General features: G+C 59.7%; 17 protein-coding genes. 6 read left to right on the top strand and 11 right to left on the bottom strand.

All coding sequences use genetic code 11. From position 1 onward, the window contains the following. Positions 1-16 precede the first annotated feature (16 nt). Genes ybiB through JEM67_RS08155 form a run of 3 tightly spaced genes read right to left on the bottom strand, consistent with a single transcriptional unit; the run spans position 17 to position 3,131 of the window. Positions 17-976: a DNA-binding protein YbiB gene (ybiB, locus tag JEM67_RS08165; RefSeq protein WP_199635291.1), complete on the bottom strand. Its 960-nt coding sequence runs from the start codon at positions 974-976 to the stop codon at positions 17-19. A gap of 40 nt (positions 977-1,016) precedes the next feature. After that, a complete protein-coding gene (locus tag JEM67_RS08160) occupies positions 1,017-1,649 on the bottom strand; it encodes an FMN-binding negative transcriptional regulator (protein ID WP_199635293.1) in 633 nt (210 codons plus the stop codon). A gap of 60 nt (positions 1,650-1,709) precedes the next feature. Further along, the gene (locus tag JEM67_RS08155) at positions 1,710-3,131 is read right to left on the bottom strand and encodes an MFS transporter (RefSeq protein ID WP_199635295.1); all 1,422 of its coding nucleotides are present in this window, start codon (positions 3,129-3,131) and stop codon (positions 1,710-1,712) included. A gap of 97 nt (positions 3,132-3,228) precedes the next feature. Here JEM67_RS08155 and JEM67_RS08150 point away from each other — a divergent pair, with 97 nt between their 5' ends. Beyond that, positions 3,229-4,065 carry a helix-turn-helix transcriptional regulator gene (locus JEM67_RS08150; RefSeq protein ID WP_199635297.1) on the top strand — a complete coding sequence of 279 codons (837 nt, stop codon included), beginning with the start codon at positions 3,229-3,231 and terminating at the stop codon, positions 4,063-4,065. Between the two features lie 2 nt (positions 4,066-4,067). Here the strand turns inward: JEM67_RS08150 and JEM67_RS08145 are convergent, their stop codons facing one another. Together JEM67_RS08145 and JEM67_RS08140 are read right to left on the bottom strand one after the other, a co-directional pair. Then, positions 4,068-4,697, bottom strand: coding sequence for a LysE family translocator (locus JEM67_RS08145; RefSeq protein WP_199635299.1), 630 nt, complete (start codon positions 4,695-4,697; stop codon positions 4,068-4,070). 73 nt (positions 4,698-4,770) lie between these two features. Continuing rightward, positions 4,771-5,685 (bottom strand): LysR family transcriptional regulator, encoded by a 915-nt coding sequence (locus tag JEM67_RS08140; protein ID WP_199635301.1) that lies wholly within the window; start codon positions 5,683-5,685, stop codon positions 4,771-4,773. 111 nt (positions 5,686-5,796) lie between these two features. Here JEM67_RS08140 and JEM67_RS08135 point away from each other — a divergent pair, with 111 nt between their 5' ends. Continuing rightward, positions 5,797-7,149, top strand: a complete 1,353-nt coding sequence (locus JEM67_RS08135) for a DHA2 family efflux MFS transporter permease subunit (RefSeq protein WP_199635303.1) — start codon at positions 5,797-5,799, stop codon at positions 7,147-7,149. Here JEM67_RS08135 and JEM67_RS08130 read toward each other — a convergent pair. Continuing rightward, positions 7,108-8,022, bottom strand: a complete 915-nt coding sequence (locus JEM67_RS08130) for a DMT family transporter (protein ID WP_199635305.1) — start codon at positions 8,020-8,022, stop codon at positions 7,108-7,110. The two genes, JEM67_RS08135 and JEM67_RS08130, sit on opposite strands and share 42 nt — an antisense overlap. A gap of 137 nt (positions 8,023-8,159) precedes the next feature. Here JEM67_RS08130 and JEM67_RS08125 point away from each other — a divergent pair, with 137 nt between their 5' ends. Then, the gene (locus tag JEM67_RS08125) at positions 8,160-8,594 is read left to right on the top strand and encodes an Lrp/AsnC family transcriptional regulator (protein ID WP_013812106.1); all 435 of its coding nucleotides are present in this window, start codon (positions 8,160-8,162) and stop codon (positions 8,592-8,594) included. Here JEM67_RS08125 and dinG read toward each other — a convergent pair whose 3' ends face one another. The 3 genes from dinG to JEM67_RS08110 all read right to left on the bottom strand — a co-directional run bounded on the left by dinG (position 8,595) and on the right by JEM67_RS08110 (position 11,575). After that, positions 8,595-10,793, bottom strand: a complete 2,199-nt coding sequence (gene dinG, locus JEM67_RS08120) for an ATP-dependent DNA helicase DinG (protein ID WP_199635307.1) — start codon at positions 10,791-10,793, stop codon at positions 8,595-8,597. It abuts the gene before it with no gap. Positions 10,794-10,860: 67 nt separating this feature from the next. Then, positions 10,861-11,253, bottom strand: a complete 393-nt coding sequence (locus JEM67_RS08115; RefSeq protein ID WP_013812104.1) for a tautomerase family protein — start codon at positions 11,251-11,253, stop codon at positions 10,861-10,863. Between the two features lie 4 nt (positions 11,254-11,257). Beyond that, a complete protein-coding gene (locus JEM67_RS08110) occupies positions 11,258-11,575 on the bottom strand; it encodes a carboxymuconolactone decarboxylase family protein (protein WP_006324318.1) in 318 nt (105 codons plus the stop codon). Positions 11,576-12,001: 426 nt separating this feature from the next. On the opposite strand from JEM67_RS08110, the gene ompC reads away from it, so the two are divergent. From ompC to JEM67_RS08095, 3 genes are all read left to right on the top strand, one after another. Beyond that, positions 12,002-13,099: a porin OmpC gene (ompC, locus tag JEM67_RS08105; protein WP_013812103.1), complete on the top strand. Its 1,098-nt coding sequence runs from the start codon at positions 12,002-12,004 to the stop codon at positions 13,097-13,099. 270 nt (positions 13,100-13,369) lie between these two features. Next, complete coding sequence (locus JEM67_RS08100) at positions 13,370-14,218, top strand: GNAT family N-acetyltransferase (protein WP_199635309.1); 849 nt, start codon at positions 13,370-13,372, stop codon at positions 14,216-14,218. Between the two features lie 40 nt (positions 14,219-14,258). Further along, complete coding sequence (locus JEM67_RS08095) at positions 14,259-15,074, top strand: 5'-nucleotidase, lipoprotein e(P4) family (protein ID WP_199635311.1); 816 nt, start codon at positions 14,259-14,261, stop codon at positions 15,072-15,074. Between the two features lie 248 nt (positions 15,075-15,322). Here JEM67_RS08095 and JEM67_RS08090 read toward each other — a convergent pair whose 3' ends face one another. Both JEM67_RS08090 and JEM67_RS08085 read right to left on the bottom strand, forming a co-directional pair. Continuing rightward, positions 15,323-15,841: a GNAT family N-acetyltransferase gene (locus JEM67_RS08090; RefSeq protein WP_013812100.1), complete on the bottom strand. Its 519-nt coding sequence runs from the start codon at positions 15,839-15,841 to the stop codon at positions 15,323-15,325. Positions 15,842-15,843: 2 nt separating this feature from the next. Then, complete coding sequence (locus JEM67_RS08085) at positions 15,844-16,413, bottom strand: helix-turn-helix domain-containing protein (RefSeq protein ID WP_199635312.1); 570 nt, start codon at positions 16,411-16,413, stop codon at positions 15,844-15,846. Positions 16,414-16,439: the final 26 nt, after the last annotated feature.

Here is a 16,439-nt window from a genome sequence, read left to right as displayed (position 1 = left end):
AGTATAGCCAAGGGATTTACGCGCTGCGTAAACGCGCCAACCCTTGCTCCAGGCTGTCAACTTCACCGGCGGCCAGCAGACAGCAGGCAATCTGGCGCTGGATCGCCAGCGGAATGGCCACATCCCCCGCCAGGCAACGTTCGGTCCAGCGCGCGGTGGTTTCGGCATCCTTCGCTGCCGGCAGCTCCGGCGTCTCGTCCTGTGCCGGCCGCTCCAGCAACACCTGCTGCTCACCGTTAACGATGTAATGGATCTGCGGGCAGCGCTGCGGGTTGGCGTAGGCTTCCCCTTCGGTACCGTGCATCAGCAGCCCGCGGGCGCCAATCTGGCGAAAGAACGATGCCACGCGGCCGACATATTCCGGGTGCGACACGCTGGCAATGCGCAGCACATCCTGTTCGGCAAAGGGCGTCGCCAGTTTGGCCAGCGTATGGGCGCTGTTACGCACCCCCATGCGCCAGCGCAGGCCAAGCTGCCTGTCCAGCGGGGCGGATAAAGCGTTGACCGGGATAAATACCGTTTCGCCGTTATCCAGACGTTGCTGGGCATGGCTGGCATCTTGCGACCAGGGCAGGCCCAGCGCACGGAAGGTTTCCGCACTGGTGACGCGGGTGCTGTCATTCAGCACGCCATGTACCACCACCGGCAGGCCAACGCGCGTCAGCAACAACGCCAGCAACGGCGTCAAGTTAGCCTGTTTGCGCGCGCCGTTGTAACTGGGCAACACCACCGGCATCGGTCGCCCCTGCGGCGCCTGCAGGCGCATCACCTGCTGTTGCATCGCCTGGTAAAAGCCCAGCATTTCCTCTTCGGCTTCCCCTTTAATGCGCATGGCGATCAGAATGCCGCCCAACTCCAGTTCACCCACCTCGTCGGCCAGCATCTTTTGATAAAGCTGGAAGGCGGTTTCCCGGTCCAGATCGCGCGCGTGGTTCTTTCCACGGCCTATTTCTTTGATAATTTTGGTGTAATCCATCGCCTGTACGTCCCCTGATTCAGTCTGGGATTAGCATACCCTATCCACGCCGCCGCTCAACCTCATCCGCCAACCGCTGCTGGTCGGCATTACCCGCGCGCAGTCCGGCGATCACGCCGTCGACATCATCAGGGCTACGGTTCTGGTTCATCTTCCATTTGCCCTCGCGCCGGGTCACGGCGATTTCGATACCGACAATGCCCTTGATCTGCGCGGCGATATAGTTCGCCGGGGCATCGTCAATCCGCCACGGTTCAGGCTGCCGCCCTTCCTGCAACGCCGTTAACCCTTCCAGTTGCCGGCGCAACCAGCCCGCATCCTCGGTTACCGTCGGTACGCCGTATAGCTGCACCAGGCTGTAATTCCAGGTCGGCACCGCCTTGCCGGTCTGGCGTTTGGTTTCGTACCAGCCCGGCGAGATATAGCCATCAACGCCCTGAAACACCACCAGGCATTCCTGCACCGCCTGTAACCCTTGCCAGTGGCGATTGGCGCGTGACAGGTGCGCCCGCAAGCAGATATTTCCCTGCTCGTCGGCATCAATCAAAAACGGCAGCGGATCCGCCACCAGCCCTTGCTCACCCTGGCTGATCAACATGCCCAGCGGGTTGGCGCGCACCAGCGCAATTTGGGCTTCCAGGTCATCTTCACGGAATGAGGCGGGTTGATACATGCGTTTGGCTCCTTTGACGTCGGGTAGAAGCCACCAGCAATAACACCCGACGGCGGTTTGCTAAAGAGCCAGTTTACGCTGTTGTTGGATGATCCACTTCAGCAGCACAAAGGCCCCCCCCATCGCCGACAGGTTGTAGATCATGGCGCCGGCAAATGCCTGCCCATAGCGATCCGCTCCGCCGCCCGCAGCCAACAGCGGGACAAAAAATGCACCGCTGGCGGCGATGCCCAGTGCGCCGCCCACCTGCTGCACGGTGGAAATCACTCCGGCGGCCATGCCCGCCTGCTGCTCCTTTGCCAGCCCGAGCACCAGATTAAGCAGCGGCGTCATGCTCAATGCCTGTCCAAATCCCAGGATCACCAACCCCGGCAGCAGCCAGAGTGGATCCGCCAGCGCCGTGCCCCACAGCACCTGCGCCACCAGCCACGCCATCCCGGCGGCGTAGACGGCCACGCCACCGGCTAAAACGCCGTTGCCCCAGCGTTGCACCAGCCTTGGCGCCAGAAACGAGGCCAGCATAAAGGCCGCACTGGCGGGCGCGAACAGGCTGCCCGCCTGAAACGGCGTCAGGCCAATCCCCGCCTGCAACAGCAGCGCAAAGCACAAGAAGAACGAGGAGGCGGTAGAGTAAATCGCCAGCACCACCGCGACCCCAGGGCCAAAGCTTCCCTGCCGGAACAACGCAGGATCGAGCACCGCATCTCCGGTATGCAGCGCCAACCGGCGCTCCCAGCGCACAAAAACCCAGAGTAACAGCACCGCCATTGCCAGCGCGGGCCACACCCACCAGGGCCAGCCGCGCGATGGCCCTTCCAGCAACGGCACTAACAGCAACAACAATCCCGCAGCGGCCAGCAGCAGGCCAACGCCATCCAGTCGCTGCGCCTGCTCGAGGCGCGATTCGGGGATACGCCGCGCCGCCAGCAAAGCCAGCGCGCCAATCGGCAGGTTGATCAAAAAAATCATGCGCCAACCGCTGCCGAAAATATCGGCCTCAATAATGAACCCGCCGAGGATCTGGCCGAAAATCGCCGCCAGCCCCAGCGTCATACCCAGCCAGGCAAAGGCGCGCCGCCGCTGTTGCGGGCCGTACAATACGCGCAGCAGCGCATAAATCTGCGGGAACAACAGCGCCGCCGCCGCCCCTTGCAGGAAACGCGCCGCGATCAGCATGCCAAGCGACGTAGCCATGCCGCACAGCGCCGAAGTCAGGGTAAAGCCCAGCATGCCCAGGCTGAACATCCGGCAACGGCCAAAGCGATCGCCCAAACGCCCGCCGGCTATCAACAACACGCCGAAAGCCAGCTCATAGCCGGCGATAATCAGCCCCACACCGGCAAAATCGGCGGCGAACTGCTGCTGGACAACCGGCGCCGCCACGTTCACGACAAACAGGTCAAACACCGTCACGAATCCGCCCAACAGCAACACCGGCAACCCAGGCAAGCCCCGATCGCCGCAAGATAATGTCTGTTCCATAACACCTCCGAGATTGCGATGGCGGCAGTATGGAACATGTCTTAAACTGTTACTATATAGCCATTTATACTATTACTGAAAACAACAGGACAGCCGTATGCCGCCACGTACCCTCAATCGAACCCGTCAGGATCTGGCGGACTTTCTGCGTCAGAAGCGCGAGAAACTGTCGCCGCAGGCTGTCGGCTTGCCGAGCGGTAACCGACGCCGTACGCCGGGGCTGCGGCGCGAAGAGGTTGCGGCGTTGGCGGGCGTGGGTCTCACCTGGTACACCTGGCTGGAACAAGGGCGGGAAATCAACGCTTCGGTGGATTTTCTGGAGAATCTGGCGCGGGTGTTAAAGTTGGATGCGACCGCACGATACCATCTGTTTTTGCTGGCGCATCAGCGCCCGCCGGTACCGGTCGGCCATCAGTGGTGCCAGGTTTCACCGCTGGTGCGCCGCCTGCTGGACGACCTGCAGTTGCGCCCGGCTTACGTGATGAACCTGAGTTGGGACATCATCGCCTGGAATCCGGCGGCGGAAAGGCTGTTCGCCATCGGCGATCGCCCGGCGGAGCAGCGCAACATGCTGTGGATGCTGTTCGCCGATCCGCAGCTCAACCAACGGCTGGTGGAGTGGCAGGCACAGGCGCCGCAAATCCTCGCCAGCTTTCGCCGCGACTATGCCCGCGCACCAGATGACGCCACCATGCAGCAACGGATACAGGCACTGGAGCAGGTATCGCCGCAGTTCCGCCAGCTGTGGCAACAGCATGACATTCACGGTCGTTGCCAGGGGCAACGCACCTTCAACGTGCCGGGGGCCGGTCAGGTGACCTTTGAGCACGCGTCGTTTATTGTCGATGAGGAAAATCATTTGCGGCTGGTGATGTACAGCGCGCTGGCGCAATGCCCGGCCAGCGTGGCGTTTGAGGCGTTGTTGCAGGCGTGAAGCTATTTGCGGCCGTCAAAAATCAGCTTGCAGGCCAACCCGGCGAACACGCCGCTGAGCAGATAGTTCGGCCAACGCGCGCTGAAACGGCGGCCGACAAAACGGCTTTTCATGCTGCTGACCGCCAGGATCACTCCGCCGTTTATCAGCAGGCCCACCAGATTCAGTACCGTCGCCAGCAGCAGCATCTGCACCACCACTGAACCGGCATGCGGGTCGAGAAACTGCGGGAACAGTGCCAGAACGAACAGCGCCATTTTCGGATTGAGTAGGTTGGTGAACAGCCCCTGGCGGAAAATTCGCACTATCGGCACAGCGGCTAATCCGGAAGATGCCTGTAAACTGCTGCCTGATCGCAGCGTTTTCCACGCCAGATACAGCAAATAAGCTGCACCCAACATTCTCACCGCATCATAGGCCAGCGGCACCGCGACAAACAGCTGCGACAGGCCCAACGCCGCCGCCAACGCGTGGCAGTAAGTGCCGAGCTGGATCCCCGTCAGTGACGCGAAACCGGCGCGACGCCCCTGGCTGACGCTGCGCGAAGCGATTAGCAGCATATCCGGGCCTGGAGTTAGCGCTAACGCCAGACAGGCGCCGGAAAACAATGAAAGCGTGGAAGCATCAACCATAAATCACCTGAGCTGAACGTGGCGGGAGCGAAGCTTTATCATAGCCACGCCATCGGCGTTTACCAGCGCCAAATCATTGCCACGGAGCTTTGGGCAGGAAGGCCGCCAACAGAGCGTCGATCGCCACCCGCACCCGTAGCGGCATCGCGGTCCCCTTCAGCCAGACGACGTTAATCGCCAGCCCCGGCCCACAGCTGCCTGGCAGGATTTCCCGCAGCGTTCCCGCCATCAACGCGTCGTGCGCCAGCCAGCGCGGTAACATGGCAATGCCGTGCCCGGCGCAGGCGGCACTCAGCACCGCCTCCATATTCCCCAACCGCAGGCGGGCCGGCGGTTGCAGCCGCTGAGTTTTCCCCTGTGGGTCCAGCAGTTGCCAGGGCTGGCTACGCCCGTCACGCAGCATGCCGATCGCCTGATGCTGCAACAGCTCAGCCACGGCACCAGGCTCCCCCTGCCGCGCCAGATAGGCCGGTGCGGCGCAAAGTATCTGCTTCTGCTCCCCCAACTGGCGCGCAGTGATGGCCGCCGCATCGCCGGGGGAGCCAATGCGCACGGCCAGATCGATGCCCTCTTCCGCCAGATCTGACGCACGGTTGGAAAACAGCGCTTCGAGATGCAACTGCGGGTAGCGGCCCGTCAGCGCCAACAGCGGCGGCAACACCCATTTTTGGCCGAACAGCACCGGCAGCGATACCCGCAACCGTCCTTCCGGCGTGCGGGCGCGGGCTGCCAGTTGGCTTTCCGCCGCTTCCAGCGCCGCCAGCGCTTTAAGACAGTCGTCATAAAACAGCTGCCCTTCATCAGTCAGCGACAAACTGCGCGTGGTGCGCTGAAACAATCGCACCTGCAACCGCTGCTCCAATCGCGCCACAGCTTTACCCACGGTTGAACGGGAAAGCCCGAGCTGTTCCGCCGCGCGGCTAAAACCGCCGGCCTGAACGGCCTGCACAAAGGCGCGGATCGCATGTAATCGTTCGCTGGAGATCATGTGGCTGCCCTATTGGCGATATTAATTCGCTTATTAAACGATTAAACGCCGCCACTGGCTACTCTCTGCACTGAGTAAACTGAACGCATTATTTTCAGCCGAGGAAAATCCATGAGCGAACACAGCGAAGTTCTGACCGAAACCGGCACCCCCCGCCTGTGGCGATTGCTGATCGGCATCAGCATCGCCAGCTTTTTGGGCTGTATCGATTTCACCATCGTCAATACCACAATCCCGGCCATTCAGCGCGAACTGGCGGCCAGCCTGAGCCGCGTACAGTGGGTAATGGCGCTGTTCGTGATGGCGCTGTGCGCCTTTATGGTCAGCGCAGGGCGGCTGGCAGATTTGTACGGGCGCCGTCGAGTGCTGTACAGCGGGATGCTGGTGTTCGCCGGCGCGTCGCTGGGCGCCGGGCTGGCGGGCAGCATTGAGCTGCTCAATGTCTGGCGCTTCGTACAGGGTGCGGCCTGCGCCGTGTTGTACACCGCCACCACCTCGATTGTCGCCGATGCCTGGCCGCCGCAGCAGCGCGGTCGCGCCATCGGTATTTTACTGGCGGTGAATGGACTGGGCCTGGCGATCGGCCCGGTTGCCGGTGGCCTGTTGGTCGGCTCGCTGGGCTGGCGCTGGGTGTTTCTGTTGAACGTGCCGTTGATCGCGCTGAGTTTCGCGTTCTGTCTGGGAACGGTGCGGGAGTCACGCGCACAGCAAGGCGCGCGGCTGGATATTCCCGGTCTGTTGCTGTTGATCGTCGGCATCGCCGGGCTGTTGCTGGCCATCAGCCAGGGCGGCCAGTGGGGTTGGCTGAATGCCAAGACCCTGCTGACAGCCGCGTTGGCGGTAGCCGCGCTGGGCCTGTTGTTGCCGGTCGAGCGTCGGGCGCGTTCACCGCTGGTGCCGCTGGAATTGCTGCGAAACCCAGCCTTACTGCGCGTCTGCCTGCTGAGCGCGCTGCTGGCCTTCTTCTACTGCGCCGCATTTTTCCTGATGCCAATCTATCTGGAAAGTACCCGCCACTACGGGGGCGCAATACTGGGTTTGTTGCTGTTGCCCACCACGGCAGTGATGGCACTCATCTCGCCCTGGGTGGGTCGATGGGTGGATAAATCCGGCCCACGACCGGCGTTGATCCTCGGTTTTGCGGCGCTGGCCGCCTCCGCCGCGCTGCAAAGTCTGTTTACCGCCACCAGCCCGTTGCCGCTGATCCTCAGCGCCTTCGCTCTGATGGGGCTGGGTTGGGGTTGCATCCTAGGCCCGCTGGTGATGGCGACGCTCGGCACCGTCAGCGAAGCGCAAAGCGGCGGCGCGCTGGGCATCACCTGGACGCTGCACAACCTGGGCGGCGCGGTGGGTCTGGCACTGGCTGCGTTGATTTACCCGGCCTACGGCTACCGGGCGGTGATGCTGTTATTACTGACGTTGTCACTGTTCGGATGCCTGCTTGCCGCCTGGCGTAACCGCTAATGTCACCTTGCGCTCTCCCAGCAGGTTCATGCCCGCTGCCGCCAACAAGATAATGACGGCGCCGGCAAACTGCAGCGCGACCAGCCGATGACCGAACGCCAGCCGGTCCACCAGCATGGCGGCGATCGGATAAATAAACGACAGCGATCCGATCAGGTTGGTCGGCAGTTTTTGGATCGCGCCGTACAGCAGCACATACATCAACCCGGTATGCAGCACGCCAAGCGTGGCCAGCATGCCCCATTGCCCGGCAGTCGCCGGCGCGTGGAAATCCACCAGCGGCAACAGCATTGCCACGCCGACCGTCACCTGAATCAGTGCGATCAGATGCGGCGGCGTGCCTTTCAGCCGTTTGGCCGCCAGAGCCATCAGCGCATAGAAAAATGCCGCACCGAGCGACAGCAAAATACCCATCAGGTAGTTGCTCTGATCCCCCGCCTGTTTGGGCTGAGCCAGCACCACCAGCATCATGCCGACAAACGCCAACGCCAGCCACAGCAGCTTGCGGGCGGTGAGTTTCTCACCGAGAAACAGCGCTCCCAACGCGACCAACATAAACGGCTGGGTGTTGTACACCGCGGTGGCAATGGATATGGACGCATAAGAGTAGGCAGCAAACAGCAGCAGCCAGTTGATCACCAGCGCCACGCCGCCGGCAATCGCCAGCAACAAAGTGGCGCGCGTCAGGCAATCGCGCCGCAGTTGCCCCAGCGCTCCGCAGATAGCCAGCAACACCAGCGCGCCCACCGCACAGCGCCAGAACACCACATTGATCACCGGCTGGCCGGACATCAGTACAAACCAGCCAATGGTGCCGGAAATCAGCATCGCGGCGATCATCTCCAGCGAACCGCGCTTTATCTCTGCGTTCATGGTTATTTCCTCAAGGTTAAGCCTATGCCCTTAGCTTGAGGTTTTTCCGCACAGGTTTCCATCGCATAAAAAAGGCCAATATGCTTAACTGCCTTTTTATCGCAGGTGTAATAAACAAAATACCTAATGGAGAGCTTATGGATGATATCGATCGCCAGATCCTGACCATTCTGGCGGAGGACGCGCGAGCGTCGCTGAAAACCCTGAGCGCCAGGGCTGGGCTGTCGTCGCCCAGCACCTCAGAGCGGCTGCGGCGGCTGGAGGAAAGCGGCGTGATCCAGGGCTACACCCTGAACGTCAATCTGCAGGCGCTGGGTTACGCTTTTCAGTCGCTGGTGCGCATCAAGCCGCTGCCGGGCATGCTGAAAAAGGTCGAGCAGATGATTCAGGAGATCCCCGAAGTGATCGAGTGCGACAAGGTGACGGGCGAGGACTGCTTTATCGTGCGCCTGGTGGCGCATTCGATGGAGCAGCTCGACCATATCCTCGACAAGCTGGCCGAGCGGGCGCAGAGCAACACCTCGATCGTCAAAACCACGCCGGTGAAACGCCGCCTGCCGCCGCTGCTTTGATTAACGCGTGCGTCGGCGGGTAAACGGGTTCTTGCGCTTTTTGTCTTTTTTCTCCGCTTCAGCGGCAGACTTGAGCGCAGCCTTGTGGGCCTTGTCCGCTTCCGGCACCTCGCGCTGCTCAATCGGAAACACCGGCAACGCCGCCAGCAGCCGCGACCCGTAGCTTTTGGTCAGCAGACGGCGATCGTAGATCACGATCTCTCCGTGGCACTCATTGCTGCGAATCAACCGGCCAACCTGTTGGATCAGGTTGAACGAAGCGCTGGGCAGGCTCTGCACTTCAAACGGATAACGTTTGAGCGATTTTAGCCACTCGCCCTCGGTGAGGATCACCGGGCTGTCGATCGGCGGGAACGCGATTTTGTGGATATGTACCTGGGTCAGCAGTTCACCTTTCAGATCCAGCCCTTCGGCAAATGACTGCAGGCCAATCAACACGCTGGCCGTGCCCTTTTCAACCCGTTTACGGTGTTCTTCAACCAGCCGGTAGCGCGGCTGATCCCCCTGCACCAGCAACATCAGGCGCAGATCGGTAACGTAGCTGAGGAAGGTTTGCATCGCCCGGTGGCTGCTGAACAGGATCAGCATGCCCTTGTGTTTGCCGCTGGCCTGCTCGGCGCGAAAGAAACGCGCCATTTCTTCCAGGTGTTCCGCTTCGTTGGCTATCGCCGGTTCAAAGCGCATGTTCGGAATGACAATTTTGCCCTGTTCAACGTGATTGAACGGCGAGGACAGGGTTTCGAAGCGGTCACCGGCCTTTTCGCTCAGCCCGCTCATTTCTTGCAGGCGCGCAAAGCTGTTTAGCGAACGCAGCGTCGCCGAGGTGATCACCACGTGCGGCACTTTGCGCCACAGCAACTTTTCCAACTGATCGCTGACGCGAATGCCAACGCAGTGCAGATACAGGTGCGTCACGTTATCGCGCAGGTCGCGCGTGACCCATTTGGAGATCGGCGCGTTGGAGGATTTATCCAGCGCCGCCAGCCGCCACAGTTTGCTCATCGCCTCAAGATAGCCCAGCGTGCGGCTCATCTGAATGATCGAACGGTGCAGGCGCACGATATCGTGCTTGCCGGTCTGTTCGGTGAGATCATTCAATATGAACTCCGCCACCCCGCGCAAGGCGTCGGTCAGCTTAAACAACCTTGCGCTGGTTTCCACCATCTCCGCCGGCAGCTCGCCCATTTCAAACCGGTGTTCGGCGGGAGCGCTGTCGGTGGGCAGATAGGCGCTGACCTGATGCTCGAAGATCTGGATCAGCTCACGCAACTCTTCGCAGTGATTTTTCAATCGTTCGTCATTTGCCAGCCCCGGCGGGTTTTTCGGCCGGTATTGCGTCATGCACTGTTCGACGTGGCGCACGATCATATCCAATTGCAGGTTGGTCGACAGCGCGGTGATTTCGCCGTCAATCTCCAGCGCGTCGCGCGCCACCTCCGGCAAATGATGGCCTTCGTCCAGCACCAGCAGCAGCTCTTTCGGGTTCGGCAGCACCGATTCGGTTTCCAGCGCCGCCATCACCAAAGCATGGTTGGCCACCACCACGTCGGCGGTTTCAATCTCTTTGCGGGCGATATAAAACGGGCATTCGCGGATGTAATGGCAGTTGCGCCCCAGGCAGTTGGCTTTGTCGGTGCTCAGTTTGCCCCACAGCGGATCGTCTATCGACAGCTGATAATGGTCGCGCAGCCCGTCCCACTCATGGCGGTTGAGCGCCTTGGTCAACTTTTGGCACAGCGCCTGCTCTTCGCCGCTGGACGGCGCCAGTTCGTCATCGAGGAACAGCGTAAGGTCACCCTGCTCGCTGACGTCGGTGCTCAGCGCCGCCAGATTGCGCGGGCAAACGTAGCGCCCACGGCCAAAGGCACCGGTAAATTTCAGATCGGGGATGATCTTTTTCAGCAGCGGCAAGTCTTTGCTGTAGATCTGATCCTGCAACGCCACGTTGGCGGTGCTGACCACCAGCGGTTTGCTCTCCGCGCGGCCCACGGCGATCCCCGGGATCAAATACGACAGCGTTTTACCGACGCCGGTCGGCGCCTCAATCGCCAGATGGCGCGGGTAATCGCCGGCCAGCGTCTTGGCGACTTCGGCGATCATCTGCCGTTGCGGTGCACGGGAAATAAAATCCGGTATTTGTTGCTGCAGGGCTTTGTACCACTGGCCAATCTGATCTTTTACTGCGGGGGAGAGCGCCATTCAACTCTATATCTAAACGAAATGATGGCGCTATTGTCCCACAGACCGCTGGCCGAGTCAGCCCGAGTTATGGCTGGCTTTCAATCATTGAGGCACGGCCAGCACTGAACGACCACTCATCCAGTTGAGTGGTGGTGATGACGATCATCACATCTTCCGGACGCAGTTGCAGGTTCTCCCCCAGCAGCGCCGCCAGCCGTTGATAAAAACGCTGTTTGGTGGCGGTATCGCGCGGGCGCCCGATGGTGATGTAAAACAGCACATAATCCGCCGAACGCGGCCCGCCAAGGTAATCGCGGTCGTAAATCAACTCGCCGGGGCGGTATTGATCGATGGCCTGAAATTTGTCGGCCGGCGGCACGTTGAAGGTGTCGACCAACGCCTGATGCAGGCTGTCGGACAGGGTTTGCAGATATTGCGCTGATTTTCCCTGATGCAAGGCAATGCGGCTGAAAGGCATAACGTTACTCCTGTTCCAATTCACGCAGGCGCGCCACGGCGCTAGCCGCCGCCGGCCAGCCGGCATAGAACGCCAGATGGGTGATCAATTCGGCAAGTTGCTCGCGGTTCACGCCGTTGCGTTGCGCCAGTTGCAAGTGAAACGGCAACTGCTCTACGCGATTCAGCGCCACCAGCGCGGCGACGGTAATCAGGCTGCGTTCGCGCGGGCCAAGCTCCGGCCGCTGCCACACATCGTCGAATAATACGCTGTCGCTGAGCTGCGCCAGCTTGGGGGCAATATCGCCGAACGCCTGTTGGCCGGCCTGTTGGGAAGGTTGCATCATTTTCTCCTGCTGTTTAACGGATAGCCTTAAGCTACTCGCCGTCATGGCCGGTGAAAATCGGGATTTTTGATATCAAAGGTTCATAAAAACAGGATGGTGATTACCCCAGGATCAGCGCCAGCCCAACGGCAATCCTTGTGGATACGCAGCGCAGGTTTCCCGCAACCTATAAGTCTCACGCATGGCTCTTGCAAAAATCAGGAGCAGCATCGCTATCTGTAGATCCGCCACGACACCTGTCCGGGGAAGAAATTCACACTTTTCGCAACTTTTTTAATCGTTCGATATGGAAATGAATATTTTGTCATAAATAGATCACATAACTGAGGTAAAAAATCCTCGCTGCAAACAAACAGGCGGCACAGTGAAACAGCAGTACAACTGATGATAAGCGTCTTTCAATCGAATAAAGCAGGGTAAATCATGAAACGTAATCTTCTGGCCGTTATTATTCCGGCACTTTTAATTGCGCAGACAGCACAGGCAGCAGAAATCTACAATAAAGACGGCAACAAGCTCGATTTTTACGGCCGCGTAAAAGCACTGCACTATTTCTCTGACGATACCGGTAATGATGGCGATAAAACCTACGTGCGTATCGGTTTTAAAGGCGCGACTCAAATTAACGATATGCTGACCGGCTACGGCCAGTGGGAATATCAGATTTCGGCTAACCATGCCGAATCCGACAGTGCGAAAGACACCAAGACCCGTTTGGGCTTCGCCGGTCTGAAATACAAAGATCTCGGCTCATTCGACTACGGCCGCAACTACGGCATTATTTATGACGTGGGCGCCTGGACCGATATGCTGCCTGAGTTCGGCGATGACGCTTACGTCAAAACCGACAACTTCATGAATGGCCGCGCCAACGGCCTGGCAACCTACCGTAACAACGATTTCTTCGGCCTGGTCGACGGCCTGAAGTTCGCGGTACAGTACCAGGGCAAAAACGAAAACGATGGCCGCGCCGGCAGCAAGGCGAACGGCGACGGTTGGGGTCTGTCTTCCAGCTACGAAATCATCGACGGTCTGAGCCTGGGCGGTGCCTATGCCTCTTCCAACCGTACTGCAGGCCAAAAAGCAGGCACCTTCGGTAAAGGCGATAAAGCCGATATCTGGGCCGGCGGTCTGAAATACGACAACAACAGTGTTTACCTGGCCGCGACCTATTCGCAGAGTCATAACATCGTGCCTATTTCCGGCACCGCGACCATCAATAACAACTCCACCTCCGTTAGCGGCTTTGCCAACAAGGCGGAAGGTGTGGAATTGGTTGCACAATATCTGTTCGACTTCGGCCTGCGCCCATCGCTGGGTTATGTTCAGTCGAAAGGGAAAAATATTGAAGGCGTCGGCGATGCCGACCTGGTGAAATATTTTGACGTTGGCGCTTACTATTATTTCAACAAGAACATGTCGACCTATATCGATTATAAAATCAACCAACTCGACGACAACAATAAGCTGGGCCTGAAAACCGACGACGTTGTAGCCGTCGCCCTGACTTACCAGTTCTGATGTGACGAATAACCACCACTGCAATCTTTAGCTTCGGCTACTTGAAAAGATTTATTTCGCCGGGCGGCTGCGCCCGGTTTTTTTCATTTGCGCTTTCTGCCCCCAGGCCCCTGCCCGATTCCCGCTCTGCATCCCGTAACCGCACGCAGAAACTTGCCTTGTAAAACAATCGGGTCTAGATGTAATACCCTACGGCTTTCACGTTGCCGACCACAAGGTTGCAGCCTGAAAGATGACGGGTATCGCCTCCCTTTCCCACAGGAATGAACCATGCACAACGATGGACGGTTTGAGTATCAAAGTGCCCTGCGCTACAGCAGCGACCAATTGGCGCAGATCCTCTGCCACTGTTTTGAAAACTACATTGTGCGTTTTGTCATTGACGGCGCCACCTTCGCCAGCCGCTTTGGCGCCGAAGACCTCAGCCTGAACGACAGCCTTATCGTCACCCATCAACAACAGCCGGTGGCGCTGGCGCTGATAAGCCGCCGTGGCCTGCACAGCCGGGTAGCGGCGCTGTCCATCCGCCCGGAAATGCGTGGCAAAGGGCTGGGGAAAGCGCTGATGCAGCGCATCGTCGCCGACGCGCATAAGCGTGGCGATCGTCGGCTGTCGCTGGAAGTGATCGAAGGCAATGACGCCGCACTGGCGCTCTACCACCAGGCTGGCCTGCGTATCGTCCGAACCCTGACTGGCCACCAGGCCGATGAACCGACAACCGCCGACGTGGCGGTGCTGCAAGAGATTGATCCGTTGACCGTCTCGCACCGCCTGACGGCCGAAGGCGCCATCGACCAGCCCTGGCTGATCGCACCGGAATCGCTCTACAAACTGCCCGGCAAACCGCACGCCTTCACCCTTGACCGCCAGGCCTATGCGGTGGTGCAAACCGGGGCCGAAAAGTGTTTCTTACGTATGATCTACGTGCCGCCGCAGCACCGCGGCAAAGGGCATGCCCGGGCGCTGCTGGCTGCGTTGCAAGCACACTTTTCGCCGCTGCCGCTGGCGGCCAACGTTTACGTTCCCGAGGTAGCAGCGCCCTTCTTTGACCGGCTCGGCTGGCGGCAAGACGCGCTACGCCAGTTTGAGATGGCGATGACGTTGAATACCGCACAATAACAACCCGAAAGTTATCCCTTTATTCAGGGCAGGAGAAAACATGCAGAAAATGACCCTTGGCGCGGCGATCGGCATCGCGCTATTGACGCTGACCGGCTGCGCGCAGCCGCCGAAAACCGATCTGCAAGCCCAACAGCGGCTGGCAGACCAATCGGTGTTGGCGCTGAACTGGTTCCAACAGTCCGGTGAATACCAGGCGTTGGCGCACCAAGCATTCAACAGCGGCAAACGCGCCTTCGATCAGGCCAAGGCCGCGCCAGGCAAGAAGAAGGCCGTGGTGGTCGATCTGGACGAAACCCTGCTGGACAATAGCCCGTATTCCGGCTGGCAGGCACAGCAAGGTAAGCCGTTCGCCGCCGCCACCTGGGCGAAATGGTCGCAGGCCGAACAGGCGGGGGCCGTGCCGGGCGCGGTGCAGTTTGCCCGTTACGTCAACAGCCACCAGGGCACGATGTTCTACGTCTCCAATCGCAAAGTGTCCGAATACGCCGCTACGGTCGCCAATATGCAGAAACTGGGCTTTACCGGCATGTCGGAAAAAACCGTGCTGCTCAGCAGCGACACGTCCAACAAGCAGGCGCGTTTTGACGCTATCAAACAGGCAGGCTATGACATCGTGGTGTACGCCGGCGACAACCTGAACGACTTCGGCGCGGCAACCTATCACAAGGATAATGCGCAACGTCGGGCATTCGTCAGCGATAATCAAAGCAAGTTCGGCACCGAGTTTATCGTGCTGCCTAACCCGCTGTACGGCGACTGGGAAAGCGGCATGGCCCGCGATTACAACAAGCTGACGCCGGAGCAGAAGCTGCAAATCCGCCAACAGGCCATCAAGGCCTGGAACGGGCAGTAATCGCGTACAAACAGCGTACTTTCCAGTACAGTCGCGCTCTGCATATACCCTATGGATTTCAAGTTACAGCCAGGCGGTAAGCTCGTTCATCCCCAGGAGCTTACTCAAGTAAGTGACTGGGGTGACAAATCTGCCGGGAGCAGATTTGAACGCTGCTTGCAGCGGCCCCTTAAGGGGCGTGGCCCATGGACGGGCCACGTTACTGAGCGCGGCCAACAACGCTGTAGCTTGAAAGACGACGGGTATACTTACAATAATTTGTACATATAACTGGTGGCATCCAGCGCGCTGCCGTTGCTGGCGCGGGCGTACTGCGGAATGCTTCCCGCCAGCTGAAACCCCAGTTGACGGTACATGCCCTCGGCCGTATCGCCGGTCAGGGTATCCAGTACCAATAAATGCCGCTGATGCTGAATCGCCCTTTGCTGAATTTGCAGCATCAGCTCACGGGCGATGCCCTGGCGGCGAGCCTGCGGATGCACCATCAATTTCACTACCTCGGCGCGGTGACGGCCGTTGTCAGGCATGTCCAGCAGCAGTTGCACCGTACCGACCACTCGCCCCGCTTGCCGGGCAACCAGCAGGATCCTTTCTTCACGCTCAATCGCCGGCAGCAGACGGCGCCAGAACGCCTGCGCCTGTTCCAGGGTGAAAGGCATTACAAAACCAATGCTCGCGCCTTGCGATACGCTGGCTTGCAGCATCTCGGCCAGCTCGGGAAGAGCGTTTTGTACCTCGTCGGCGTTCAGTTGCTGTATCTCAATCATGATCAGGGCCTGCAGATAACAAGGGTGTAATGGGCCGGCGCGGTGCCGGGCACAGCAAACTTGGAAGCGCCGAACAGCCGGTAACGCAGACAGTCGCCCGGCTCAAGCTGGAAGGTGCGATCCTCAAGCGTCAGCTCAAGCCTGCCCTCCAACAGCCAAAGATGGTGCTCGAGCGCATGTACCGAAGGCGCGTCATAGGCAATTTCCGCCCCGGCTTCAAGCCGGCCTTCGATAAACTCCGCCTTGAACAGCGCGGCGGGCGGCGATACCGAGCGGCGATGAAAACCGCTGGCGCTGTCGACCCACACCGGTTGCTGCTCACGGCGCAGCAGCTCCGGCGGTTCATCCTCGACCTCGCTCAGCAGGCGTGACATGGTCAGCCCATACGCCGAGCACAGCTTGTTCAACAGCGAAGCGGTCGGGCTGGTTTCCGCGCGCTCCACACGCGACAACGTCGCCCGGCTGATGCCGGTTTGCTGCGCCAACTCCTCCAGCGACCAATTCTGCCGCTGACGCAAATCAGACAGCCGCTGAGCCAACCGCAGATCGGCACTTTCCAATCCATTATCCATTCTCATGCTCCTGATGATAAATCCCA

Source organism: Serratia sp. PAMC26656, from assembly GCF_016469055.2.
Lineage (GTDB): Bacteria > Pseudomonadota > Gammaproteobacteria > Enterobacterales > Enterobacteriaceae > Serratia > Serratia plymuthica.
Note: the sequence above shows the minus strand (reverse complement) of the source record. Positions and strands in the feature narration are given on the sequence as shown.